The organism is Nonomuraea sp. NPDC047529 (genome assembly GCF_040642995.1).
Lineage (GTDB): Bacteria > Actinomycetota > Actinomycetes > Streptosporangiales > Streptosporangiaceae > Nonomuraea.
The window spans coordinates 47,211-71,098 of the sequence record NZ_JBEYTJ010000030.1 but is presented as its reverse complement, the minus strand read 5'-3'; the positions used below and the strand labels follow the sequence as shown (position 1 = coordinate 71,098).

The 23,888-nt window shown below is 71.6% G+C and carries 22 protein-coding genes; 11 read left to right on the top strand and 11 right to left on the bottom strand.

Translation table 11 applies throughout. The annotated features are described in order from the left end of the window. Nucleotides 1-2: 2 nt before the first annotated feature. The 6 genes from ABZ815_RS36465 to ABZ815_RS36440 form a co-directional block, all read right to left on the bottom strand. Complete coding sequence (locus ABZ815_RS36465; protein ID WP_357705767.1) at nucleotides 3-320, bottom strand: non-heme iron oxygenase ferredoxin subunit; 318 nt, start codon at nucleotides 318-320, stop codon at nucleotides 3-5. Continuing rightward, nucleotides 317-1,438, bottom strand: coding sequence for a Fe-S cluster assembly protein SufD (gene sufD, locus ABZ815_RS36460; RefSeq protein WP_357705766.1), 1,122 nt, complete (start codon nucleotides 1,436-1,438; stop codon nucleotides 317-319). Before sufD ends, ABZ815_RS36465 begins: the two co-directional genes overlap by 4 nt. Further along, a complete protein-coding gene (gene sufB, locus ABZ815_RS36455) occupies nucleotides 1,438-2,850 on the bottom strand; it encodes a Fe-S cluster assembly protein SufB (RefSeq protein ID WP_357705765.1) in 1,413 nt (470 codons plus the stop codon). Before sufB ends, sufD begins: the two co-directional genes overlap by 1 nt. After that, complete coding sequence (locus ABZ815_RS36450) at nucleotides 2,847-3,545, bottom strand: metalloregulator ArsR/SmtB family transcription factor (RefSeq protein ID WP_352328768.1); 699 nt, start codon at nucleotides 3,543-3,545, stop codon at nucleotides 2,847-2,849. Before ABZ815_RS36450 ends, sufB begins: the two co-directional genes overlap by 4 nt. A 91-nt stretch (nucleotides 3,546-3,636) precedes the next feature. Next, nucleotides 3,637-4,872 (bottom strand): multidrug effflux MFS transporter, encoded by a 1,236-nt coding sequence (locus ABZ815_RS36445; protein WP_357705764.1) that lies wholly within the window; start codon nucleotides 4,870-4,872, stop codon nucleotides 3,637-3,639. Between the two features lie 93 nt (nucleotides 4,873-4,965). Then, nucleotides 4,966-5,742 carry a VOC family protein gene (locus ABZ815_RS36440; RefSeq protein ID WP_357705763.1) on the bottom strand — a complete coding sequence of 259 codons (777 nt, stop codon included), beginning with the start codon at nucleotides 5,740-5,742 and terminating at the stop codon, nucleotides 4,966-4,968. A 169-nt stretch (nucleotides 5,743-5,911) separates the two neighbouring features. On the opposite strand from ABZ815_RS36440, the gene ABZ815_RS36435 reads away from it, so the two are divergent. The 3 genes from ABZ815_RS36435 to ABZ815_RS36425 all read left to right on the top strand — a co-directional run bounded on the left by ABZ815_RS36435 (nucleotide 5,912) and on the right by ABZ815_RS36425 (nucleotide 8,588). Continuing rightward, nucleotides 5,912-6,820, top strand: coding sequence for an ABC transporter ATP-binding protein (locus ABZ815_RS36435; RefSeq protein ID WP_357705762.1), 909 nt, complete (start codon nucleotides 5,912-5,914; stop codon nucleotides 6,818-6,820). Further along, a complete protein-coding gene (locus tag ABZ815_RS36430; protein WP_357705761.1) occupies nucleotides 6,817-7,587 on the top strand; it encodes an ABC transporter permease in 771 nt (256 codons plus the stop codon). Before ABZ815_RS36435 ends, ABZ815_RS36430 begins: the two co-directional genes overlap by 4 nt. 83 nt (nucleotides 7,588-7,670) lie before the next feature. Further along, nucleotides 7,671-8,588 carry an EamA family transporter gene (locus tag ABZ815_RS36425; RefSeq protein ID WP_357705760.1) on the top strand — a complete coding sequence of 306 codons (918 nt, stop codon included), beginning with the start codon at nucleotides 7,671-7,673 and terminating at the stop codon, nucleotides 8,586-8,588. Between the two features lie 224 nt (nucleotides 8,589-8,812). Here ABZ815_RS36425 and ABZ815_RS36420 read toward each other — a convergent pair whose 3' ends face one another. From ABZ815_RS36420 to ABZ815_RS36410, 3 genes are read right to left on the bottom strand one after another with little or no spacing between them, the layout of a single operon-like run. After that, nucleotides 8,813-9,481 (bottom strand): GntR family transcriptional regulator, encoded by a 669-nt coding sequence (locus tag ABZ815_RS36420; RefSeq protein ID WP_357705759.1) that lies wholly within the window; start codon nucleotides 9,479-9,481, stop codon nucleotides 8,813-8,815. A gap of 12 nt (nucleotides 9,482-9,493) precedes the next feature. After that, the gene (locus ABZ815_RS36415; RefSeq protein WP_357705758.1) at nucleotides 9,494-10,435 is read right to left on the bottom strand and encodes an ornithine cyclodeaminase family protein; all 942 of its coding nucleotides are present in this window, start codon (nucleotides 10,433-10,435) and stop codon (nucleotides 9,494-9,496) included. Beyond that, a complete protein-coding gene (locus ABZ815_RS36410; RefSeq protein ID WP_357705757.1) occupies nucleotides 10,432-11,412 on the bottom strand; it encodes a proline racemase family protein in 981 nt (326 codons plus the stop codon). The genes ABZ815_RS36415 and ABZ815_RS36410 overlap by 4 nt, the downstream gene beginning before the upstream one ends. 115 nt (nucleotides 11,413-11,527) lie before the next feature. On the opposite strand from ABZ815_RS36410, the gene ABZ815_RS36405 reads away from it, so the two are divergent. Both ABZ815_RS36405 and ABZ815_RS36400 read left to right on the top strand, forming a co-directional pair. After that, a complete protein-coding gene (locus ABZ815_RS36405) occupies nucleotides 11,528-12,514 on the top strand; it encodes a COX15/CtaA family protein (protein ID WP_357705756.1) in 987 nt (328 codons plus the stop codon). A gap of 23 nt (nucleotides 12,515-12,537) precedes the next feature. Further along, nucleotides 12,538-13,251, top strand: coding sequence for an ElyC/SanA/YdcF family protein (locus ABZ815_RS36400; RefSeq protein WP_357705755.1), 714 nt, complete (start codon nucleotides 12,538-12,540; stop codon nucleotides 13,249-13,251). On the opposite strand, the gene ABZ815_RS36395 is transcribed toward ABZ815_RS36400, so the two are convergent. Continuing rightward, the gene (locus tag ABZ815_RS36395; protein WP_357705754.1) at nucleotides 13,221-14,417 is read right to left on the bottom strand and encodes a PrsW family intramembrane metalloprotease; all 1,197 of its coding nucleotides are present in this window, start codon (nucleotides 14,415-14,417) and stop codon (nucleotides 13,221-13,223) included. The two genes, ABZ815_RS36400 and ABZ815_RS36395, sit on opposite strands and share 31 nt — an antisense overlap. 115 nt (nucleotides 14,418-14,532) lie before the next feature. Next, a complete protein-coding gene (locus ABZ815_RS36390) occupies nucleotides 14,533-15,477 on the bottom strand; it encodes a heme o synthase (RefSeq protein ID WP_357705753.1) in 945 nt (314 codons plus the stop codon). A gap of 257 nt (nucleotides 15,478-15,734) precedes the next feature. Here ABZ815_RS36390 and tkt point away from each other — a divergent pair, with 257 nt between their 5' ends. The 6 genes from tkt to pgl are packed head-to-tail and all read left to right on the top strand — an operon-like array spanning nucleotide 15,735 to nucleotide 23,873. Continuing rightward, on the top strand, nucleotides 15,735-17,843 hold the full coding sequence (gene tkt, locus ABZ815_RS36385; protein ID WP_357705752.1) for a transketolase: 2,109 nt from the start codon (nucleotides 15,735-15,737) through the stop codon (nucleotides 17,841-17,843). A 7-nt stretch (nucleotides 17,844-17,850) separates the two neighbouring features. Next, nucleotides 17,851-18,942 carry a transaldolase gene (gene tal, locus ABZ815_RS36380; protein ID WP_357705751.1) on the top strand — a complete coding sequence of 364 codons (1,092 nt, stop codon included), beginning with the start codon at nucleotides 17,851-17,853 and terminating at the stop codon, nucleotides 18,940-18,942. Continuing rightward, a complete protein-coding gene (locus tag ABZ815_RS36375; protein WP_357705750.1) occupies nucleotides 18,939-20,555 on the top strand; it encodes a glucose-6-phosphate isomerase in 1,617 nt (538 codons plus the stop codon). The genes tal and ABZ815_RS36375 overlap by 4 nt, the downstream gene beginning before the upstream one ends. A 1-nt stretch (nucleotide 20,556) precedes the next feature. Continuing rightward, nucleotides 20,557-22,158: a glucose-6-phosphate dehydrogenase gene (gene zwf / locus ABZ815_RS36370; protein ID WP_357705749.1), complete on the top strand. Its 1,602-nt coding sequence runs from the start codon at nucleotides 20,557-20,559 to the stop codon at nucleotides 22,156-22,158. Further along, nucleotides 22,158-23,072, top strand: coding sequence for a glucose-6-phosphate dehydrogenase assembly protein OpcA (locus ABZ815_RS36365; RefSeq protein WP_357705748.1), 915 nt, complete (start codon nucleotides 22,158-22,160; stop codon nucleotides 23,070-23,072). The genes zwf and ABZ815_RS36365 overlap by 1 nt, the downstream gene beginning before the upstream one ends. A 27-nt stretch (nucleotides 23,073-23,099) precedes the next feature. Further along, entirely contained in the window at nucleotides 23,100-23,873 is a 774-nt protein-coding gene (pgl, locus tag ABZ815_RS36360) for a 6-phosphogluconolactonase (RefSeq protein WP_357705747.1), read from the top strand. Nucleotides 23,874-23,888 lie beyond the last annotated feature (15 nt).

The following is a 23,888-nucleotide window of genomic DNA, read 5'->3' as shown; positions in this document are numbered from 1 at the left end:
TGTTATGACTCCTTCGAGAGCGAGACGAGGACGTCATCGCCGTCGATCTTGACTGTGTAGACGTTCACGGGCTTGGTGGCGGGCGGGCCGGTCGGCTTGCCGGAGCGCACGTCGAAGCACGAGCCGTGCAGCCAGCACTCCAGCGTGCCGTCGTAGACCTCGCCCTCGCTGAGCTTCACCTCGGCGTGCGAGCAGACGTCGTGCAGGGCGAAGACGTCGTCGCCCTTGCGCACCAGCGCCACCGGGGTCTCCCCGACCTCGACGCCGATGACGCCGCCGTCGGGGATGTCGGCGATCTGGCAGACCTTCTCGAAACTCATCGCGCGAGCTCCGCCTCCACCGCGGCCAGCACCCGGTCGCGGATCTCCTCGATCTGGATCTTCTCGATGAGCTGGCCGAGGAAGCCCCTGATGACCAGGCGGCGGGCCTCGTCGTAGGGGATGCCGCGGGCCTGGAGGTAGAAGATGTGCTCGTCGTCGAGGCGGCCCGAGGCCGAGGCGTGCCCGGCTCCGGCGACCTCGCCGGTGAGGATCTCCAGGTTGGGGACCGAGTCGGCGCGGGCGCCGTCGGTGAGGATGAGGTTGCGGTTGAGCTCGTAGGTGTCGGTGCCCTCGGCCTCGACCCTGATGATCACGTCGCCGATCCAGACGGCGTGCGCGTCCTGCCCCTGCAGCGCGCCGCGGTAGTCGACGTTGCTCTTGCAGTTGGGCTGGGAGTGGTCGACCAGGAGGCGGTGCTCCAGGTGCTGGCCGGCGTCGACGAAGTAGACGCCCGACATGTCGGCGTCGCCGCCCGGCGCGGTGTAGGCCACGCTGGGCGAGAGCCGGACCAGGTCGCCGCCGAGGGTCACCACGAAGCTGCGGAAGGTGGCGTCCTTGGCGAGCTGGGCGTGGTGGTGGGAGACGTGGACGGCGTCGTCGTCCCAGTCCTGGAGGCTGACGACCTTGAGGTTGGCGCCGTCGCCGACGACGAACTCGATGTTGTCGGCGTAGACGGCGCTGCCCTTGTGGTCGAGCACGACCACGGCCTCGGCCATCGGCTCCACCTTGACCACGATGTGGCCGTAGGCGGCGCCGTCGCCCTCACCGGTCAGGGTGAGCACGGTCGGCCTCGACGTGACGGCCTCGCGCGGCACCGTGAGCACGGTCGCCTTCTCGAAGCTGTTCCACGCCTGCGCGCTGACCCGGTCGGTGGGCGTGAACGCCTTGCCGACGCGGGCGTCGTCGCGCCCGACCGTCTCCACGACGACCTCGGGCGCGGCCTCGACGTCGAGGCGCACGTGGCCCACGGGGTCGGCCTTGCCGTTGTGCAGGCCCTTCAGGCGGGAGAGCGGCGTGAAGCGCCACGACTCCTCGCGCCCGTTCGGGACCTCGAAGTCGCCCAGGTCGAAGGACGCCTTCTCGTGCAGGGTCGACAGGGGCTTCTCGTTCAGGCCCATCAGCCGACGGCTCCTTCCATCTGCAGCTCGATCAGCCGGTTGAGCTCGAGCGCGTATTCCATGGGCAGCTCACGGGCGATCGGCTCGACGAAGCCGCGCACGATCATCGCCATCGCCTCGTCCTCGCCGAGCCCGCGGCTCATGAGGTAGAAGAGCTGGTCCTCGCTGACCTTGGAGACCGTGGCCTCGTGGCCCATCGAGACGTCGTCCTCGCGCACGTCGACGTACGGGTAGGTGTCGGAGCGGCTGATCTGGTCGACCAGGAGCGCGTCGCACTTGACGGTGCTGGCGCTGCCGTGGGCGCCCTCCTCGATCTGCACGAGACCGCGGTAGGAGGTGCGGCCGCCGCCGCGCGCCACCGACTTGGAGATGACGCTGGAGCTGGTGTTGGGCGCCAGGTGCACCATCTTGGAGCCGGCGTCCTGGTGCTGGCCCTCGCCGGCGAAGGCGACGCTCAGCGTCTCGCCCTTGGCGTGCTCGCCCATCAGGTAGACGGCCGGGTACTTCATCGTGACCTTGGAGCCGATGTTGCCGTCGATCCACTCCATGGTCGCGCCCTCGTAGGCGACGGCGCGCTTGGTGACCAGGTTGTAGACGTTGTTCGACCAGTTCTGGATGGTCGTGTAACGGCAGCGGGCGTTCTTCTTCACGATGATCTCGACGACCGCGCTGTGCAGCGAGTCGGAGGAGTAGATCGGCGCGGTGCAGCCCTCGACGTAGTGGACGTAGGAGTTCTCGTCCACGACGATCAGGGTCCGCTCGAACTGGCCCATGTTCTCGGTGTTGATCCGGAAGTAGGCCTGCAGCGGGATCTCGACCTCGACGTTCGGCGGCACGTAGATGAAGGAGCCACCGGACCACACGGAGGTGTTGAGCGCGGCGAACTTGTTGTCGCCGACCGGGATCACCGAGCCGAAGTACTCCTTGAAGAGCTCCTCGTGCTCCTTCAGGCCCGTGTCGGTGTCGACGAAGATGACGCCCTTCTCCTCAAGGTCCTCACGGATCTTGTGGTAGACGACCTCCGACTCGTACTGGGCCGCGACGCCGGCGATGAGGCGCTGCTTCTCCGCCTCGGGGATGCCGAGCTTGTCGTAGGTGTTCTTGATGTCGGCGGGCAGCTCGTCCCAGGAAGCGGCCTGCTTCTCGGTCGAGCGCACGAAGTACTTGATGTTGTCGAAGTCGATGCCGGTGAGGTCGGAGCCCCAGGTGGGCAGCGGCTTCTTGGCGAACAGGCGGAGGCCCTTCAGGCGAAGGTCGAGCATCCACTCCGGCTCGTTCTTGAGCGCGGAGATGTTGCGGACGACCTCCTCGGACAGGCCACGCTTGGCCGCCGCGCCCGCGGCATCCGGGTCGGCCCAGCCGAACTTGTAATTCCCGAGGCCTTCCAGCTCCGGGCGGTCGGTGACAGTCACCTTCCGGTCTCCTTGCTCTTGTCTCTGTGTGCGGATTCAGCCAGCGACTTGGGGCTCACGTGGGTCGTGCAGACCCCGTCACCGTGCGCGATCGTGGCCAGGCGCTGCACCGGGGTGCCGAGCAGTTGCGCGAACGCCTCCGTCTCGGCCTCGCAGAGCTGCGGGAACTCCGCAGCCGCGTGAGCCACCGGGCAGTGGTGCTGGCAGAGCTGGTCGCCGCCCGACTTGGCCTTGCTGGCCGAGGCGGCGTACCCCTCTGCCGACAGCGCCTGCGCCAGCACCTGTACGCGCTGGTCCGCCGGCACCGTCCGCATGACCGGCTCCAGCCGCGTCAGCAGGCTCGACACCTGCGAGCGGGCGAAGTCGGTCACGGCTTCTCGCCCCATGCGCTCGGCCAGGAAGCGGAGTGCGCTCCCGGCGAGGTCGTCATAGGCGTGCTCGAAAGCACTGCGCCCCGCGTCGGTGATGGCGAACAGCTTGGCGGGCCGTCCGCGCCCGCGCTGACCGCGCGGCCTGACCGTGCGAGGCTCTATCATTCCCTCGGCCAGCAACGCGTCGAGGTGCCTGCGCACCGCGGCGGGCGTCAGCCCCAGCCGCTCGCCGAGCGAGGCGGCCGTCACGGGACCATGCTCGAGGATCAGCCTGGCGACACGCGCGCGTGTGCTGCGCTCGCTACCGGGCTCGATCGTGGGCATGTTTTTCACAACATCAGTGTGCCGTAATTCCTTCCCGGTTCACAAACGAATCGGAGCAGGCCACCAATGGAATTCCTCACGCAGGTTAGGCTTACCTAACCTTTCGGCGTCCCAGAAGGGCGAACGCGAGCGCCGAGCACGTGATCAGCCCGAGCATCACGCAGGCCATCGGCAGGGCCGTGCCCTCGCCCGCCAGGCCGACCAGCGGGGCCGCCACGGCGCCCAGCGCGAACTGCATCACGCCGAGCAGCGCCGAGGCGCTGCCCGCGATCTGGGCGGGCTGCCCGGCCAGGGCCAGCGCGCCGGTGCCGGGCAGGACGAGCCCCTGGCCCAGCATGATCACGAACAGGCCCGCCACGATGCCGGCCAGGCCGAGCCCGCTGAGCGCGGCGGTCAGCAGCAGCCCCGCGCCCACCAGGGCGGTGACCAGCCCGGCGACGACCAGGCGGGCGGGCTCCACGCGGCCCGACAGGCGGCCGCCGACCTGGGCCATCACGGTCAGGCCGAGCGCGTTGAGGCCGAAGATGAGCGAGTACTGCTGCGGGGTGGCGCCGTACACCTGCTGGAGCACGAACGGCGAGCCGGAGATGTAGCCGAACATCGCCGCGAAGGCCAGCCCGGCGGTGAGCGCGCAGCCCATGAACGAGCGGTCGCGCAGAAGCTGCCAGAAGGTGCGCACGGTGTGCGCGAGCCCGCCGCTCTCGCGCTGACCGGCGGGCAGCGTCTCGCGCACGCCCGGCAGCACGGCCAGCAGCAGCACGAGCCCGGCGAGGCTGAGCGCCACGAACACGCCGCGCCAGGAGGTGAAGGCGAGCAGCTGGGCCCCCGCGATGGGGGCCAGGATCGGGGCCAGGCCGCTGACCAGCATGAGCGTGGCGAAGATGCGGGCGATGGCGGCGCCGTCGTACAGGTCGCGGACGACCGCGCGCACGATGACCAGCGCGGCACCGCCCAGGACGCCCTGGAGCAGCCGCAGCACGATCAGCACGGGCACCGAGGGCGCGAACGCGCACAGCAGCGAGGCCACCATGAACCCGGCCACGCCCACGATCAGCGGGACGCGGCGCCCGCGCACGTCGCTGACCGGCCCGGCGACGACCTGGCCGACGGAGACGCCGATGAGGCACGCGGTGAGGGTGAGCTGGACCTGCGCCGGAGCGCTGAGCATCTCCTCGGTGATGGCGGGCAGCGCGGGCAGGTACATGTCGATGGACAGCGGGCCGATCGCCGACAGCGCGCCCAGGATGACCAGCAGCAGCCCCCGCCTCCCGCCCTTGGCCTCGCGCTTGCTTCCCATGGCGGCGGACGCGGCTTCTGCCACGGACATGCCCGAACCCCTCTCCCTCGCAGGCCGATGACCCACGAGGGCCGAGGGATCAAACCGGGATTCGGTCCTCCTAATTCCCGGTTATCAGATATTTCAGGCTGTTTCGTTCAGTTGGATGACCCCGAAGGCCGCGCCCTGCGGGTCGATCAGCTGCGCGAACCGGCCGGGCGGCGCCTCGGTCACGCAGGTGAGCACGTCCGCGCCCGCGTCGGCGGCGGTGTGCAGGGCCACGTCCAGGTCGGCGACCGCGAAGTAGGTCAGCCAGAAGGACGGCAGGTCCGCCGGGGCCTCCTCGGGCATCGGCATCATGCCCGCCACGCCCGTCTCCCCCGCCGTCCACTCGGTGTAGGCCATGCCGCCCAGGTCCGACGTGCGCGACGTCCAGCCGAAGACCGCCGCGTAGAAGCGCTCGGCGTCCGGCACGTCGCGCGTGTACAGCTCGTTCCAGCAGAACGCGCCGGGCTCGTTGACCAGCTCGGCCCCCGCGTGGGCGGCCGCCTGCCAGGCTCCGGCGTAGGAGCCGTCCGGGGCCAGCAGGACGGTCATGGTGCCCTCGTCGAAGATCGCCATGGGCTCGGCCACGACGGTCCCGCCGGCGTCCCTGACCCGGCCGGCCAGGGCGGCGGCGTCGTCGGTGGCGACGTAGGTGTTCCACATCGAGGCCGGGCCGCCGTCGCGGGCGGGGCCGATCCCGGCGACCTTGCTGCCCTCGTGGACGAACATCCCGTAGCCGCCGGCCGCCGGGTCGTCCACCATGTCGGCCCGCCAGCCGAACAGGTCCCCGTAGAACCGGACCGAGCCGGGGACGTCGGTGCTGGCCAGGTCCACCCAGCACGGGACTCCTGGGTCGTACTCACTGCGTCGCGACATGCAACCTCCTCAGACGTGGAGCTCATCGCCGCGCTTCCCCTCGTTCTCACGCCTTTGCGGGGAACGGTCCGGTCAAGAGCCGTCCATTTCCGGGCAGGGGGCCCGCCGCCCGTTCGCCGGGCGCGTACCTGGGGGCCGGACCGCCCGGCGCAGTCCCTAAACTCGTGCCATGGATTCCCCAGCCGTCGAGATCGTCGACCTGGTCAAACGCTACGGCGGCAGGACCGCCCTCGACGGCCTCACCCTGCGGGCCGGCCGCGGCGCGGTCACCGCCGTCCTCGGGCCCAACGGCGCGGGCAAGACGTCCACGGTCGAGATCTGCGAGGGGTTCCGCAAGGCCGACTCCGGCACGGTGCGGGTGCTCGGCCTGTCGCCCACGCTGCCCGAGCTGCGCCCGCGCGTCGGGGTGATGCTCCAGGCCGGCGGGGTGCCGCCGGCGATGCGCTGCGCCGAGTGGCTGCACCTGGTCTCGCGCTTCTACGCCCGTCCCCACGACCCCGGCGCGCTGCTGACCCGGCTCGGGCTGGCCGAGCATGCGCGCACCGCCTACCGGCGGCTTTCGGGCGGGCAGCAGCAGCGGCTCTCGCTGGCCGCGGCCGTGATCGGCAGGCCGGAGCTGGTCTTCCTCGACGAGCCGACCGCCGGTCTCGACCCGCAGGCCCGGCACGCCTGCTGGGAGCTGGTCGGCGAGCTGCGCACCGCCGGGGTGTCGGTGGTGCTGACCACCCACCACATGGAGGAGGCCGAGCGGCTGGCCGACCACGTCGTGATCATCGACAGGGGGCGGGTGGTGGCCGAGGGCAGCCCGGCCTCGCTGACCGGGGCCGAGCGGCAGCTCAGGTTCAGGGCCAGGCCGGGGCTCACGCTGGAGGAGCTGCTCAACGCGCTCCCGGCGGGCAGCGCGGCCAAGGAGTCGCCCGCCGGCCACTACATCATCGAGGGCCAGGTCGGGCCCGAGCTGCTGGCCACGGTCACGGCCTGGTGCGCGGCCGAGGGCGTCACGGCCGACGACCTGCGCATCGAGCGCCGCACCCTCGAAGACGTCTTCCTCGAACTGACCGGCAGGGAGCTGCGATGACGCCCGCGCTCGACCTCTCGCCCGCTCCGGGCGCCGCGCCCTTCCCGCGCATGGTGCTCGCGCAGGCCGGCTCCGAGGTCCGCACGATGCTCCGCAACGGCGAGCAGCTCCTGCTCACGCTGATCATCCCGGTGCTGCTGCTGGTCGGTTTCTCGCTGGCGCCGCTGGTCGACGTCGGCGGCGGCCGGCGGGTCGACTTCCTGGTCCCCGGCGTGCTGGCGCTGGCCGTCATGTCCACCGCCTTCACCGGGCAGGCCATCGGCACCGGCTTCGAGCGCCGCTACGGCGTGCTGAAGCGGCTGGGCGCGACCCCGCTGTCCAGGGCCGGCCTCATGCTGGCCAAGACGGGCGCGGTGGTGGCCGTGGAGGTCATCCAGGCCGCGGTGATCGTGGCCGTCGGGCTGGCGCTGGGCTGGCGGCCCCACGGGTCGTTCCTGGCCGCCGCGGTGCTGGTCGTGCTGGGCACGGCGGCCTTCAGCGGCCTCGGGCTGCTCATGGCGGGCACGCTGCGGGCCGAGGCGACGCTGGCCGCGGCCAACCTGGTCTACCTGGTGCTGCTGGGGGCGGGCGGGGTGGTGTTCCCGCTGTCGAAGTTCCCCGAGGGCGCGCGGCCGGTCCTGGAGCTGCTGCCGATCTCGGCGCTGACCGGCGGCCTGCGCGCGGTACTCGCCCAGGGGGCGGCGCTGCCGCTGGGGCCCGTGCTCGTCCTGGCCGGCTGGGCCGTGCTGACCCTGGCCCTGGTCTCGCGCCTGTTCAGGTGGGAGTGAGGGGCGCGCCACCCCCCTGTGCGGAGATGTCGTACGAGGTCAGTACTCTCTGACGACTGTCCCAGCTTCCTCCGAGGTGTTCCGTGACCGACTTCGCCCTCGACGATCCCTTCGATCGCCGGCAGGCGCTGCCCCGGCCCGGGCGCCTGCTGCGCCAGGCCGCGGACTCGATCCCGCCCTCGTCGCTCGTCCTGCTGTCCATCGTCTCGGTGCAGCTCGGCGCCGCGTTCGCCAAGGAGCTGTTCGCCGTCCTGCCGCCGAGCGCCGTGGTGTTCCTGCGCATCGCCGCCGGCGGTCTGATCATGGCGGCGGTGGCCAGGCCGAAGCTCAAGGGGCTGGGGTGGCGCGACTGGGCGGTCGGGGTCGGCTTCGGCCTGACGCTCGCCCTGATGAACCTGTCCTACTACGAGGCCCTGTCGCGGCTGCCGATGGGCGTCGCGGTGGCGATCGAGTTCCTCGGCCCGCTGGGCGTGGCCGTGGCCGCCTCCCGGCGCAGGCTCGACCTGGCCTGGATCGGCCTGGCGGGCCTCGGCGTGGCGCTGCTGGCGCCCTGGGGGCAGCAGGCGTCGGCGAGCTGGTGGATCGGCATCGGGTTCGCCCTGGTGGCGGGCGCGTGCTGGGCGGGCTACATCCTGCTGTCGGCCGCGGCCGGAGGGCGGTTCCCCGGCACCACCGGGCTGTCGTTCGCGATGATCGTCTCTGCGCTGGTGATCGCGCCGGTGGGCGTCACGACCGGCGGCGCCGACCTGTTGCAGCCGTCCCTGCTGCTGATCGGGCTGGGCGTGGGGCTGCTGTCGTCGGTGATCCCGTACTCGCTGGAGCTCCACGCGCTGCGGCGCATGCCCAAGCACGTGTTCGGCATTCTCATGAGCCTCGAACCGGCGGTGGCGGCGATGGCGGGTGTGCTGGTGCTGGGCGAGGTCCTGCACGTGCAGCAGTGGGCGGCGATCGTGTGCGTCGTGGCCGCGAGCCTGGGCTCCACCCGGATGAACGGGCGGTAGGGTGCCGCCGCGCGCCCGCGGGGATGGGGTTCTCTCGGGCGCGCGGCGGAGGGCTCGGCTTCAGGTGGGCGGGTCGCCGAGCCCGGGGAAGGTCAGCGGAGCGGGCTTCCGCGTGACCGGGCTTGTACAGCTTCACGTAGATCAGTTCGTGAAAGCTTTCACAAACACATTACCCCAAAACGGACAAACCTTCTAAATTCGGACGGCAAAGAATCGCGGCCGGGTCAGTGCTCGGCCCAGATGCCCCGGACGTGGCCGATGTGCTCGCCCATGAGGTGGCCGACCGCCGCGCCGTCGCCGCTCTTGAGCGCGTCGAGCAGGGCCAGGTGCTCCCGGGCGGAGTCGGTCAGCGAGCCGCGCTCGGCGAGCTGGGACAGGCCGTAGAGCCGGGCCCGGTTACGCAGGTCGCGCACCACGCCCACCAGGTGGACGTTGCCGGACAGGGCCAGCAGCTCCAGGTGGAAGCGCAGGTCGGCGTCGATGTAGGCGAGCAGGTCGCCCCGGTCGGCGGCCGAGACGATCTCCTGGGCGACCGGGCGCAGCCGTTCGAACTCCTCGGCACGGGCGCTGTCGGCCAGCCGTGAGACGGTGGGCACCTCGATCAGCTCGCGGATCTGGGTCAGCTCGTCGAGGTCGCGGTCGGACAGCTCGGTCACCCGGAAGCCCTTGTTGCGCACGGCCTCGACCAGGCCCTCCTTCGCCAGGTCGAGCATCGCCTCGCGGACCGGCGTGGCCGAGACGCCGAACTGCGCGGCGAGCACGGGCGCGGAGTAGACCACCCCTGGCCGCATCTCACCGGTGATCAGCGCGGCCCGCAGCGCGTGCGCGACCTGCTCGCGCAGGCTCTGCCGCTCCCCCACCATGGGCAGGTCGAGCCGGTCCTCGGCAGTCATCCGCCTTCCCTCCTACTTCCACGCCTCGTACGCGGCCGCGGCCACCACCAGGTCCTCCCACGCCATGCCGGTGCTCTTGAACACCCGCGGGCCGGGACCGGCCACCACCCTTCCGGCGATCAGCTCGGCGAGGTTTCCGGCGAGATGACCAGAGGTGATCGTACCGTGGCGGATCGGGATGATCACGTCGCCGGCCTCCTCCAGGGCGGCCGACCTGGCCTCGACGACCACGGTGGCGCGGGCGACGAGGTCGCCGTCGAGCTCCCGGACGCCGGGCTCGTGCGACCCGACCGCGACCACGGTGACGCCGTCGCGGGCGAGCTTACCGGGGAACAGCGGCTCGGCGGCGGTGGTGCAGCAGGCGACGAGGTCGGCGGCCCGGACCGCGTCCGCCGCCGCCGGGGCGTCCGCGCCATGGGCCTGCGCGGCCAGGCCCAGGTCGCGGCAGCGGCCGGCCAGCGCGGCGGCGCGGACGGGGTCGCGGCCGACGACCGTGACATGCTCGACGGGACGTACCTCGCGCAGGGCCAGGACGTGGCCGTACGCCTGCGGCCCGCTGCCGAACACCACCAGGCGGCGGGCGTCCGGCTCGGCCAGGTGTGCGACGGCCAGCGCGGAGACGGCGGGGGTGCGCAGGGACGTGAGCGCGATGCCGTCCAGGGCGGCCAGCGGGGCCAGGGTGTCGCCGTCCAGCAGCAGGTACGTGCCCTGGACGCGGGGCAGCCCGCGCCCGGGGTTGGCGGGCGTGACGGTGACGGCCTTGACCCCGGCGTAGCGCCCGGCGGCCGCGGGCATGAGCAGGAGCTGCCCGGCCGGCAGGTCCACGACGGGCCGCCGGGGCGTCAGCTCGGGGTCGAGCCCGGCGCGCAGGGCCTGTTCGAGCACGGCCACCGCGCGCCCGACCGGCACCAGCCGCTCCAGGGTCTCCCCGTCGATGTAGGGCAGGTCGCTCATCGCAGCGTGAACCCCGTTCCGATCGGGTCGGCGGGATCGAGCTCGAAGACGTGCCTGCCGGTGCGGTAGGCCATGCCCTCGATCTCCGGCACGATCCCCTCGGGCGTCACCCCGGCCACGCGCGCCCGGAAGACGGACCCGACGATGCTCTCGTGGACCAGCGTGCCGCGCAGGCCCTCCTCGTGCAGCAGCGCCATCCTGGCGGCGGTGCCCGAGCCGCACGGCGACCGGTCCACCTCGCCGTCGGCGAAGACGGTGACGTTGCGCTGGCGGACGCTCCCGGCGGCGTCCGGCGGCTCGTCGCCCGGCAGGTCCTCGTGGAAGATCACGCCGTAGACGCCGGAGAGCCGGTCGTCACGCGGGTGGCGGGTGGCGGGGTGGCCGGCCAGGGCGGTCTTGAGGCGGCGGGCGTGCTCGACGAGGGCGGTCAGATGGCGCGGCTCGACGGACAACCCGAGTGCCCCTGCCGAAACAGACGCATAAATCGCCCCACCATACGAAATGTCAACCTTGCTCCCGGCGGCGTCCACGTCCCGCGCGATCACGTACGACGGGACGCTCACGAACGTCACCCCCTCCACCCGTCCGCCCGAGCACCGCACCCGGGCCCTGACCCGCCCCGACGGCACGTCCACCACCACGTCGGTCTCCCCGTCGGGATCGGCCTCGACCAGCCCCTCGTGCACCGCGTACGCCCCGAGCGCGATCGTGCCGTGCCCGCAGGCGGTGGAGAAGCCGTCCTTGTGCCAGAACAGCACGCCCAGATGCGCCCCGGCGTCGTCGGGCGGGACCAGGAAGCAGCCGTACATGTCGGCGTGCCCGCGCGGCTCGTGGCACAGCAGCCGCCGGACGTGGTCGGCGTGGCCGGGGGCGTTCTCCCGCCGGGTGAGCACGTCCGCGCCGGGGATCTCGGGCACGCCCGCGGTGACGATCCGGAACGGCTCGCCGCCCGTGTGGTAGTCGACAGTAGTGATCACCTTGTGAACCCCTCCGGGCCGGGTCGAGGAAGCCGCCAGGAGTAACATGTCACATTGTCAGGCTGTGGAGAAGCCCCTGACGGGACCGTCCCACCTGGCCCGTACCATCGTTGACGTGAAGGAATCCACCGGCCGCCCCAACGTCCTCGTCCGCGCCCTGCGCTCGTTCTGGGCGCCGACCACGCGCTCGATGCGCGGCTGGGCGCTGGCCTCCGTGGTGGCCAACGCGGGCATCGCGGTGACCGGCGCGGGGGTGCGGGTGACCGGTTCCGGGCTCGGCTGCCCGACCTGGCCGAGGTGCACTCCCGACAGCTTCGTGCCGATCGCCCATCCCGAGATGTCGATGCTCACGATGCTCATCGAGTTCGGCAACCGGCTGCTGACGTTCCTGGTGCTCGCGGTGGGCGCGGCGTGCGTGCTCGCGGCGCTGCGCCTGGCCCCCCGCCGGCGGGCGCTGGTGCGCCTGGCGCTGCTGCAACCGGCGGGCGTGCTGGCCCAGGCCCTGTGGGGCGGGCTGGTGGTCAGGAGCGCGCTCAGCCCGTTCACGGTCGGCATGCACTTCCTGATCTCCATGGCCCTGATCGCCGCCTGCTGGCTGCTCTACGCTCGCGCCGGCGAGGGCGACGGCCCGGCCGCCGGGGTCGTCCACCGCGACATCCGGCCGCTCGGCTACGCGCTGCTCGCGGCCACGGCCGTGCTGCTGGTGGCGGGCGTGGTGGTCAGCGGCACGGGTCCGCACTCGGGCGACGTCATCGCCTCCCGGTTCGGCTTCGACATCGAGACCGTGGCCCGGCTGCACGCCGACATCGTCTACGTCGTCGTCGGCCTGACCTTCGCGCTGCTGTTCGCGCTGCGCGTGACCGGCGCGCCGCGACCGGCCAGGCGGGCCGCGCTCGGGCTGTTCGCGGTCGAGCTGGCCCAGGGCGTGATCGGCTACACCCAGTACTTCCTGGCCGTGCCGGCCGCGCTGGTGCTGCTGCACGTGCTCGGCGCCTCGCTGGTGTGGATCGCCGCGCTGCGGGTGGTCACCGCGCTGCGCACCCGAGGCCCGCTGGAGGCCCCGGCCGCCGCCGCTCCTGCGGAAGCGCCCGCCACGGTCTGACCCCTTGTGCGAGGGTATGGGGTGTGCTGCGACTTCCTAGGCTCTCGCGCAGGCTGCTGCGCCGCGCGTACCAGGGGCTGGTGCTGGTCAGCGTGCTCGCCCTGGCGCCCATGACGTGGGCCTGGCTCGACAGCTCGCCCCACCGCGTGGTGGCCGACACGGGCGGCTGGCTGGGCCGGGTGCCGTCCACGCAGGCCGCGCTGGTGCTCGGCGCGGGCCTGTGGGGCGCGCAGCCCACGCCCATGCTGGCCCGGCGGCTCGACGTCGCCGCCGAGCTCTACCGGGCGGGCAAGGTGCGCGCGCTGCTGCTGTCGGGCGACAACAGCCGCAAGGACTACGACGAGCCCACCGCCATGCGCGACTACCTGGTACGCAGAGGCGTGCCGGCGGGCGTGATCGTGCTCGACTACGCCGGGTTCGACACCTGGGACTCCTGCGTACGGGCCCGCCGGGTGTTCGGCGCCGAACGCGTCACCGTCGTCACCCAGGTCTTCCACCTGCCGAGGGCCGTGGCGCTGTGCCGGACGGCCGGGCTGGAGACGTTCGGCGTGGGCGACGACTCCACCCGCCAGTGGGCGGCCACCACGTACGTCTACGCCACCCGCGAGCTGCTGGCCACCGGCAAGGCCGTCGTCGACGCGCTGCTGCTGCACTCCGACCCGGTCTACCCCGGGCCGCGCGAGGTCTCGCTGACCGAGATCCTGGCTCAGCGCGGCGGCGGCGCGCCGGGCGCGTAGCCGGGCGGCGGGGTGCCCCTGGACATGCGGTGGGCGTGCACGGGCGGCACCGGGAAGTCGGCGCGGGCGGTGCTCATGCACTCCAGCAGGGCGCGCTGCTCCTCGTGGAAGGCCTGCTCGTCGACCATGTGGCGGGCCGCCCGCTCGTGCAGCAGGCCCAGCTCGGTGGCGGCGAGCTGGTAGTCGCGCATCGCGCGCACGCCCTTCTTGCCGCCGTAGGCCCTGGCCCACTGCCTGGCCTGGCGGCGCCTGGCGAACGTGGACAACATGTAGATGTCGGCCGCCCCGACCAGCTTGGTCGGCTCGTACGGCGGCAGGTAGGTCTGGATGAGCGCGACGATGCGCCGCCGGTCCCTGAACACCACGCCGATCAGCACGACGAGCACCACCAGCAGCGCCAGGTAGGCCACCACGAGCCCGGGGAAGCCGCCGTAGGAGGCCAGGCCGTTCCACAGGCCGTGCAGGATCATCGCCCCCGACCAGCCGGCCAGCACCAGGAAGACCCGCTCGGGCCCTTCGCGCTGGGCCGCGTACGCGACGGCCACCCCGATCATCGAGCTGAACAGCGGATGGGCGAACGGCGACAGGACGCCGCGCAGCACCACGGTGACGGCCAGGCTGCTGACGCCGTTGCCGTTGAGCGCCGACAGGTAGTAGCTGACGTTCTCGCTCATGGCGAAGCCGAGGCCGACCATGCTGGCGTAGATGATGCCGTCGGTGGGGCCGTCGAGCTCGGCCCTGCGGAACTTGAGCAGGCCGAGGAGTACCAGGCCCTTCATCGTCTCCTCGACCACCGGCGCGCCGAAGGTGGCGGCCAGGTTGCGGGCGCTGGTCGGCGAGAGCTTGGCGGTGTCGATGAAGTAGTGGAGGTTGAGCGAGTTGATCGCGCCGGCGACCAGCACGGCGATGCCCGCGCCCCAGGCGAAGGCGAAGATCAGGTTGCTGCGCGGCTCGGGCTCCATGCGGTCGAGCGCCAGCACGGCGGCCAGCAGCAGCGGCACCGGCGCCAGGGCGAGCACGAGCGCGATGAAGAACTGCACCGGCTCGCCGTTGATCACGTCGAAGGAGAACGAGACCAGGGCGCAGATGCCGGTGAGGACCAGCCCGGTGATCAACGCGAATGACGGGCGGTCCTTCAACACCCAGCGTGGATCACGGGTCGCCATACCGTGACTTTAACGGATCGAAGGGCCGGTGCCCGTGTGGGCCGCCCGCGCGGGACAGCCACTCCTCACCCTGCGGACACGCGCTCCGGCGGCGTCGCGGACGGCGGGCACGGGATCAGGCCAGCAGCGGGTCGATCGCGACGGCGAGGAAGAGCAGCGCGAGGTAGGCGTTGGACCAGTGGAAGAACCGCATCGGGCGCAGGTCGACGCCGCTCCTGCCGGCGTTGAGCCGGGCCAGCAGGCGGTGGACCTCCCACAGGCAGACCACGCCGAGCACCGCCGCGACGACCGGGTAGAACAGCGTGGTGCCGGCCACCGGCCACAACGCCAGCGAGCACAGCACGGTCGCCCAGGTGTAGGCCACGGACTCCAGGATCACCCGCCGCTCGGTGGCCACCACCGGCAGCATCGGCACCTTCGCCGCCGCGTAGTCCTCCTTGTAGCGCATGGCGAGGGTCCAGGTGTGGGGCGGCGTCCAGAAGAACACCACGCCGAACAGCACCAGGGGCGCCCAGTCGAGCCGCTCGGTGATGCCCGCCCAGCCGATCATGACCGGCATGCAGCCCGCGATGCCGCCCCAGACGATGTTCTGGGCGGTGCGCCGCTTCAGGATCATCGAGTAGACGATCACGTAGAACAGGATCGCGCCGGTGGACAGCACCGCTGCCAGCCAATTGGTGGTGACCCACAGGCCAACAGTGGACAAAATCCCCAGAACGATCCCGAACACCAGCGCGCCGCGCGGCGACACCTGGTGCCTGGCCAGCGGCCGACGGCGGGTGCGCCGCATCTTCTGGTCGATGTCGCGGTCGACGTAGCAGTTGAGCGCGTTGGCGCTGCCCGCCGACAGGGTGCCGAACACCATGACGGCGACCGACCTCCACAGCGGCGGCAGGCCGCCGGCCGCGAGGAACATCACCGGCAGGGTCGTGATCAGCAGCAGCTCGATGATCCGCGGCTTGGTGAGCGCGACGTAGGCCTTCACGACCATGCCGAACGTGCGCGGCGCCCCGGACTCGGTCGAGGGGGCCGTGGCCTGCCTGTTGGTCAGCACCGTCAAGGCGCTTCCAGCCTGTGCGGAGTCAACGCGTAACCTCTGATTGGAGCGGATCGATGAGTGGCGCCGTGACGCCTCTGCGAACAAACAAACTGTAGTCGCAGGGCCGGACGGTCCGGCCAATGGGGGGCTTGAGCCATTCGTGGACACGCGAGGGTGGAATGGGAATCGATCGCCAGCTCCACTCGGTTAGGGTCCCGTGTGGGCGGGATAGCCAACAGGTACTGCCAAATGACAACTAGATTCCGGAGATCGAGCACTTGAGCACCGAACTCGTGCCAGCCCTTGAGTGGACCGACCTCGACAAGAAGGCCGTCGACGTCGTCCGGGCCCTGGCGATGGACGCAGTGGAGAAGGCGGGCTCGGGTCACCCCGGCACCGCCATGAGCCTGGCCCCCGCCGCATACCTGCTGTTCCAGCGCGTGATGCGCCACGACCCGAGCGACCCCAACTGGGCGGGCCGCGACCGGTTCGTGCTGTCGTGCGGCCACACCAGCCTGACGCTCTACATCCAGCTCTACCTGTCCGGCTACGGCCTCACGCTCGACGACCTGCGCCGCCTGCGCCAGTGGGACAGCCTGACGCCGGGTCACCCCGAGCACGGCCACACCGCCGGCGTCGAGACCACCACCGGCCCGCTCGGCCAGGGCCTGGGCAACGCGGTCGGCATGGCGATGGCGGCCCGCCGCGAGCGCGGCCTGTTCGACCCCGACGCCGAGCGCGGCGCCTCGCCGTTCGACCACCACATCTGGTGCTTCGTCAGCGACGGCGACATCGAGGAGGGCATCAGCCACGAGGCCAGCGCCCTGGCCGGCCACCAGAAGCTGGGCAACCTCGTCGTGGTGTACGACGACAACCACATCTCCATCGAGGACGACACCCTCATCGCCAAGTCCGAGGACGTCGTCAAGCGCTACGAGGCCTACGGCTGGCACACCGAGAGCGTCGACTGGACCGCCGGCGGCGAGTACGAAGAGGACGTCCAGGCGCTCTACGAGGCGCTGGAGGCGGCCAAGGCCGAGACCGACCGGCCCTCGTTCATCCGGCTGCGCACGATCATCGGCTGGCCGGCGCCGAACAAGAAGAACACCGGCAAGATCCACGGCGCGGCCCTGGGCGAGGCGGAGATCGCCGCGACCAAGGAGATCCTGGGCATGGACCCGGCCAAGAGCTTCGACGTCTCGGCCGAGGTGCTCCAGCACGCCCGCGAGGTGGTCGCCCGCGGCCGCGCCGACCGCGCCGAGTGGGACAAGGGATACGCGGAATGGCGCCTGGCCAACCCCGAGCGGGCCAAGGAGTTCGACCGCATCTCCCACCGAGAGCTGCCCGCCGGCTGGGCCACGGCCCTGCCCGAGTTCGAGACCGGCTCCTCGATGGCCACCCGCAAGGCCAGCGGCGAGGTGCTGGGCGCGCTGGCGCCGGTGCTGCCCGAGCTGTGGGGCGGCTCGGCCGACCTGGCCGAGTCGAACCTGACCACGATGAAGGGCGAGCCGTCCTTCATCCCCGAGGAGTACCAGACCAAGGACTTCCCCGGTAACCGCTACGGCCGCACGCTGCACTTCGGCATCCGCGAGCACGCCATGGGCGCGATCCTCAACGGCATCGCCCTGCACGGCGGCACCCGCCCGTACGGCGGCACGTTCCTGGTCTTCTCCGACTACATGCGGCCCTCGGTGCGCCTGGCGGCGCTGATGAAGCTGCCGGTCACCTACGTGTGGACGCACGACTCCATCGGCCTCGGCGAGGACGGCCCCACCCACCAGCCGATCGAGCACCTGTGGGCGCTGCGCGCGATCCCCGGCCTCGACGTCGTCCGCCCGGCCGACGCCAACGAGACCGCGTACGCGTGGAAGACGATCCTGGAGCACACCGACCGTCCCGCCGCCCTGGCTCTGACCAGGCAGAACGTGCCGGTCTACGAGGGCACCAACGCTGACGGCGTGGCCCGCGGCGGCTACGTGCTGCGCGAGGCCTCCGACGGCCAGCCGCACGTGATCCTGATCGCCACCGGCAGCGAGGTCGAGGTGGCCGTCCAGGGCCGCGAGCTGCTGGAGGCGCAGGGCATCTCCACACGCGTGGTGTCGATGCCGTGTGTCGAGTGGTTCAACGGGCAGGACTCCGCTTACCGGCAGACCGTCCTGCCGAGCGCCATCAGGGCTCGGGTCGCGGTCGAGGCCGGCGTCGCGCTCGGCTGGCACCAGTTCGTCGGCGAGTGCGGCGAAGTGGTCAGCCTGGAGCACTTCGGCGCCTCGGCGCCGTACAAGACGCTGTACGAGCAGTTCGGGCTCACGGCCGAGCGGGTGGCGGCGGCGGCCAAGGCGAGCCTCGCCAAGCTGGGTCAGGACAAGGGCGAGACGACGGGAAACTGAGAAGAAGATGAGCGACAACCTCAACAAGCTGTCCGGCCAGGGCGTCTCCGTCTGGCTCGACGACATCAGCCGCGAACGGCTGCGCACGAGCAACCTTGAGCAGCTGATCCGGGACAAGAACGTCGTCGGGGTCACCTCCAACCCGACGATCTTCGCCGGCGCGCTCAGCAAGGGCGACGCCTACAACGCCCAGCTCCACGACCTGGCCGTACGCGGCGTCACCGTGGAGGAGGCCGTACGCGCGATCACCACGTACGACATCCGCTGGGCCGCCGACGTGCTGCGCCCGGTCTACGACGCCACCGACGGCGTAGACGGCCGCGTCTCGCTGGAGGTCGACCCACGTCTGGCCCGCGAGAGCGAGAAGACCGTGGCCGAGGCCAGGGCGCTGTGGTGGATGGTCGACCGGCCCAACCTGTTCATCAAGATCCCGGCCACCCTTGAGGGCCTGCCCGCGATCACGCAGGCGCTCTCGGAGGGCATCAGCGTCAACGTCACGCTGATCTTCTCCCTGGAGCGCTACCGCGCGGTCATGGACGCCTGGCTGGCCGGTCTGGAGGCCGCGCAGGCCAAGGGCCTCGACCTGGCCGCGATCGAGTCGGTGGCCTCGTTCTTCGTCAGCCGCGTCGACACCGAGATCGACAAGCGGCTCGACCAGCTCGGCAAGCCGGAGCTGAAGGGCAAGGCGGGCATCGCCAACGCGCGCCTGGCCTATGCCGCCTACGAGGAGGTCGTCAGCTCCGAGCGCTGGCAGCGCCTGCGCGCCGCGGGCGCCCGTCCGCAGCGCCCGCTGTGGGCCTCGACCGGGGTGAAGAACCCCGAGTACTCCGACACCATGTACGTCGACCAGCTCGTCGCCCCCGGCACCGTCAACACGATGCCGGAGAAGACCCTCGACGCCACCGCCGACCACGCCCAGGTCACCGGCGACACCGTGCGCCCCTTCTACGAGCAGGCCTGGAACACCATGGCCGCGCTCAAGGACGCCGGTATCGACTACGACGACGTGGTGCGCGTGCTGGAGGAGGAGGGCGTCGAGAAGTTCGAGGCGTCCTGGAACGAGCTGCTCGAAAGCGTCACCAAGAATCTGGTGCCATGATCGAGGTGTCCTACCGCGAGGAGGGGGTGGCCGCGGCCGCCTCCTCCGTCGCGGGGCGCCTCGTCGCCGACGGCGTGCCCGCGCGGCTGGCCGGCGGCGACCCCACGCTGTGGGGCGAGGACGCCGAGGCGGTGGCGGCGGTCCGGCTCGGCTGGCTGACGCTGCCGCGCACCTCCCGCGAGCTCCTTCCCGAGCTGGGCAAGCTCGTGGAGCGGGCGCGGGCCGAGGGCCTGACGAACGTGGTGCTGGTCGGGATGGGCGGCTCGTCGCTGGCTCCCGAGGTGATCTGCCAGACCGCCGACGTGCCGCTGACCGTGCTCGACACGACCGACCCCGCGCAGGTCAGGCGGGCCCTGGACGACCTGCTGGAGTCCACGGTCGTGGTGGTGGCCAGCAAGAGCGGCTCGACCGTCGAGACCGACTGCCACCTGCGCATCTACGAACAGATCTTCACCGAGGCGGGCATCGCGCCCGCCGACCGGATCGTGGTCGTCACCGACCACGGCTCGCCGCTGGAGCAGCGGGCGATCGACGGCGGCTACCACCTGGTCCTGGCCGCTCCCGACGTGGGCGGCCGCTACTCGGCGCTGTCGGCGTTCGGGCTGGTGCCCAGCGCGCTGGCCGGGGCCGACGTCGAACGGCTGCTGGACGACGCCGAGGAGGTGCTGCCGCTGCTGTCGCAGGACATCGGCAACCCCGGCCTCGACCTGGGCGCGGCACTCGGCGGCGCGGCGCTGGCCGGGCGCGACAAGCTCGTCCTGGAGGACCAGCTCTCCGGCATCAACGGGCTGCCCGACTGGATCGAGCAGCTCGTCGCCGAGTCCACCGGCAAGCAGGGCAGGGGCATCCTGCCCATCGTCAACGCCGACCCCAACCACACCCACGACGAGCTGATCGTCGCGATCGAGTCCGACGACGGCGCCGTACGCGTCGACGGGCCGCTCGGCGGCCAGTTCCTGGTCTGGGAGTACGCGACCGCCGTGGCCGGGCTGCTGCTGGAGATCGACCCGTTCGACCAGCCGAACGTGGCCGAGTCCAAGGAGAACACCGCGGCCCTGCTGGCCCTGCCCGACCTGCCGCTCGGCGCGCCCACGCTGGTCGACGGGCCCGTCGAGGTCTACGGCGCGGTCCGGTCGCACGACCTGCCCGGCGTGCTGGCCGAGCTGCTGAAGGCCATCCCGCACGACGGCTACCTGACCGTGATGGCCTATCTCGACCGGCTGGCCGCCTTCGACGCGCCCGTGCCCGAGGGGGCCGACTTCGAGCAGATGACCGACGCGTGGATGATGGCCGACGCCGCCACGCTGCGCGCCCTGCTCGCCATCCGCACCAACCGGCCGGTGACGTTCGGATGGGGGCCGCGTTTCCTGCACTCCACCGGCCAGTACCACAAGGGCGGGCCGCAGAACGGCGTGTTCCTGCAGATCACCGGGGCGGTGACCGACGACGTCGCGGTCCCGGGACAGCCGTACACGCTGGGACGGCTCCAGCTCGCGCAGGCGCTGGGCGACCTGGCCTCGCTGGAGACCCGCGGACGGCCCGCCGTACGCCTGCATTTGACGGACCGCGCGACGGGTGTCGCGCATTTGCTCGCAGCCGCACAGGAGGTTTGAGATGACTGATCAGGCATCTCCTGAGGAAGAGGTCGTCGCGGTGGCGGCGGCCGTGGCGAACACCGCCACGACATTGGAGGTCGCGGAGGCCAACCCGTTGCGCGACCCACGGGACAAGCGGCTGCCGCGGGTGGCGGGGCCGTGCGTGCTGGTGCTGTTCGGCGTGACGGGCGACCTGGCCAAGCGCAAACTGTTGCCGGCCATTTACGACCTGGGCAACCGCGGCCTGCTGCCGCCCGGTTTCTCGCTGGTCGGTTTCGCCAGGCGCGATTGGAAGGACCAGGACTTCGCCCAGTTGACGCACGACGCCGTCAAGGCGCACGCGCGTACGCCGTTCCGCGAGGAGGTCTGGAAGCAGATCCTCGAAGGCATCCATTTCGTGCCGGGCGAGTTCTCCGACGACGGAGCCTTCGACGCGCTGGCGATGGCGTTGGCGGAGATCGACCAGACCCGTGGCACGGGCGGCAACTACGCTTTCTACCTGTCGGTGCCGCCCAAGTTCTTCCCCGTGGTGGTCGAGCAGCTCAAGCGCACCGGGCTGTCCGACGCGCCCGAGGGGTCGTGGCGGCGGGTGGTCATCGAGAAGCCGTTCGGCCACGACCTGAAGTCGGCCCACGAGCTGAACGAGATCACCAACTCGGCGTTCCCGGAGAGCTCGATCTTCCGGATCGACCACTACCTGGGCAAGGAGACGGTCCAGAACATCCTGGCGTTGCGCTTCGCCAACAACCTGTACGAGCCCATCTGGAACCGCAGCTTCGTCGACCACGTGCAGATCACCATGGCCGAGGACATCGGCATCGGCGGGCGCGCGGGCTACTACGACGGCATCGGCGCGGCCCGTGACGTGATCCAGAACCACCTGCTCCAGCTCCTCGCGCTGGTCGCCATGGAGGACCCGACCTCCTTCGACGCCTCGGCGCTGCGCCGGGAGAAGGAGAAGGTGCTCAAGGCCGTGCGGCTGCCGTCCAACCTGGGGCTCAACACGGCCCGCGGCCAGTACGCGGCCGGGTGGCAGGGCGGCGAGAAGGTCGTCGGCTACCTCCAGGAGGAGGGCATCCCCGCCGAGTCGATCACCGAGACGTACGCGGCGATCAAGCTGGAGATCGCCAACCGGCGGTGGGCCGGGGTGCCGTTCTACCTGCGTACCGGCAAGCGGCTGGGCCGCCGGGTCACCGAGGTGGCCGTGGTGTTCCAGCGGGCGCCGCACCTTCCCTTCAGCAAGACCGACACCGAGATCCTGGGCCAGAACGCCCTGGTCGTCCGCGTGCAGCCGGACGAGGGCATCACCGTGCGGTTCGGGTCGAAGGTCCCGGGCACCGCCATGGAGGTGCGCGACGTGTCGATGGACTTCGCCTACGGCGAGTCGTTCCTGGAGTCCTCGCCCGAGGCGTACGAGCGGCTGCTGCTCGACGTCATGATCGGCGACCCGCCGCTCTTCCCGCACCAGCGCGAGGTCGAGCTGTCCTGGACGATCCTCGACCCGATCGAGGACTTCTGGGCCACGCAGGGACAGCCCGAGGGGTACGAGTCGGGCTCGTGGGGCCCGGAGTCGGCCGACGCGATGATGGCGCGCGACGGCCGCGTGTGGAGGAGACTCTAGTGACGACGTTCATGCTGTCGGACACGACGGCCGGCAAGATCTCGGCGCAGCTCATGCTGCTGCGCCACCAGATGGGCGCGCCCGCCATCGGCATGGTGCTGACCCTCGTGGTGGTCTCCGAGGAGCGCCACCAGTACGACGCGCTGCGCGCCGCCACCGAGGCGGCCCGCGAGCACCCCTCGCGCATCATCGTGGTGATCAAGCGTGAGGAGGCCGAGCCCAACCGGCTCGACGCCGAGCTGCGCATCGGCGAGAACACCCCCGGCGAGGTCGTGGTGCTGCGCCTGTACGGCGAGCTGACCCAGCACGCCGACTCCGTGGTCAGCCCGCTGCTGCTGCCCGACACGCCCGTGGTGGCCTGGTGGCCGGGCGCTGCGCCCGACGTGCCGTCCAAGGACTCGATCGGCGCCCTGGCCCAGCGACGCATCACCGACGCCAAGGGCTTCGAGAACGGCGGCGTCAAGTCGCTGGTGACCCGGGCCAAGGGTTACGCCCCCGGCGACACCGACCTGTCGTGGGCCCGGCTGACGCCGTGGCGCAGCCTGCTGGCCGCCGCGTTCGACCAGCCGGTGGGCAAGGTGCGCAAGGGCGTGGTGGAGGGCAGCCCCGGCCACCCGAGCGCGTCGCTGCTGGCGGCGTGGCTGTCGGAGCGGCTGGGCGCGCCGGTCAAGGTGGCCGAGTCGGCCGGTCCCGGCCTGACCGCCGTGCGGCTGCAGGTGAGCGAAGGCGAGCTGACGGTCGTGCGCTCCGACGCGCGGCTGGCCACGTTGTCGCGTCCCGGTCAGCCCGACCGGAACGTGGCCCTGGCCAGGCGGCACACCTCCGAGCTGATGGCAGAGGAACTGCGGCGGCTGGACAGCGACGAGGTCTACGAGGCCGCCGTCAAGCGTTTCGCCCGTTCGTACAAGGGCTGACCCCCCTTCACTCCAGAAAGAAGTGTCGTGAGCGTTCCCAACGTTGTCGTGCACCGCGACGCCGACGTCCTGGCCAAGGCCGTGGCGGCGCGCATCATCACGCGCCTGGTCGACGTGCAGTCGGCCAGGGGGTCGGCCTCGATCGTGCTGACCGGCGGCACGGTCGGCATCGCCACGCTGGCCGCCATCGCCGCCACGCCCGCCCGCGACGCCGTCGACTGGCGGCGCCTGGACGTCTGGTGGGGCGACGAACGTTTCGTGCCCACCGGTGACAAGGAACGCAACGAGACCGGCGCCCGCCAGGCGCTGCTCGACCACGTGGACCTGGACCCCGACCGGGTCCACGTCATGCGCGGCCCCGACTCGGGCCTGACGGCCGAGGAGTCGGCCGACGCGTACGCCGCCGAGCTGCGCGCCGCGGCCCGCCCCGAGGACCACGGCCCGGTGCCGGCCTTCGACGTCATGCTCCTCGGCATGGGCCCCGACGCGCACGTGGCCTCGCTGTTCCCCGGCATGCCCGCCCTGTACGACACCCGCCCGGTCGTCTCCGTGCACGGCTCCCCCAAGCCGCCCCCCACCCGCATCTCCCTGACCCTGCCCGCCATCCAGGCGGCGCGCGAGGTGTGGGTGGTGGCGGCCGGCGAGGAGAAGTCGGGCGCGGTACGCCTGGCGCTGTCGGACTCGGGCCCCGTCCAGGTGCCGGCCGCCGCCGCCCGCGGCCGAGCCGGCACCCTGTTCCTCCTGGACCGCGCGGCCGCCGGCAAGATCCCCCCAGAGCTGGGCCGCCTGGCTTCCCCCTGAGGTCAGAGGGGGTCG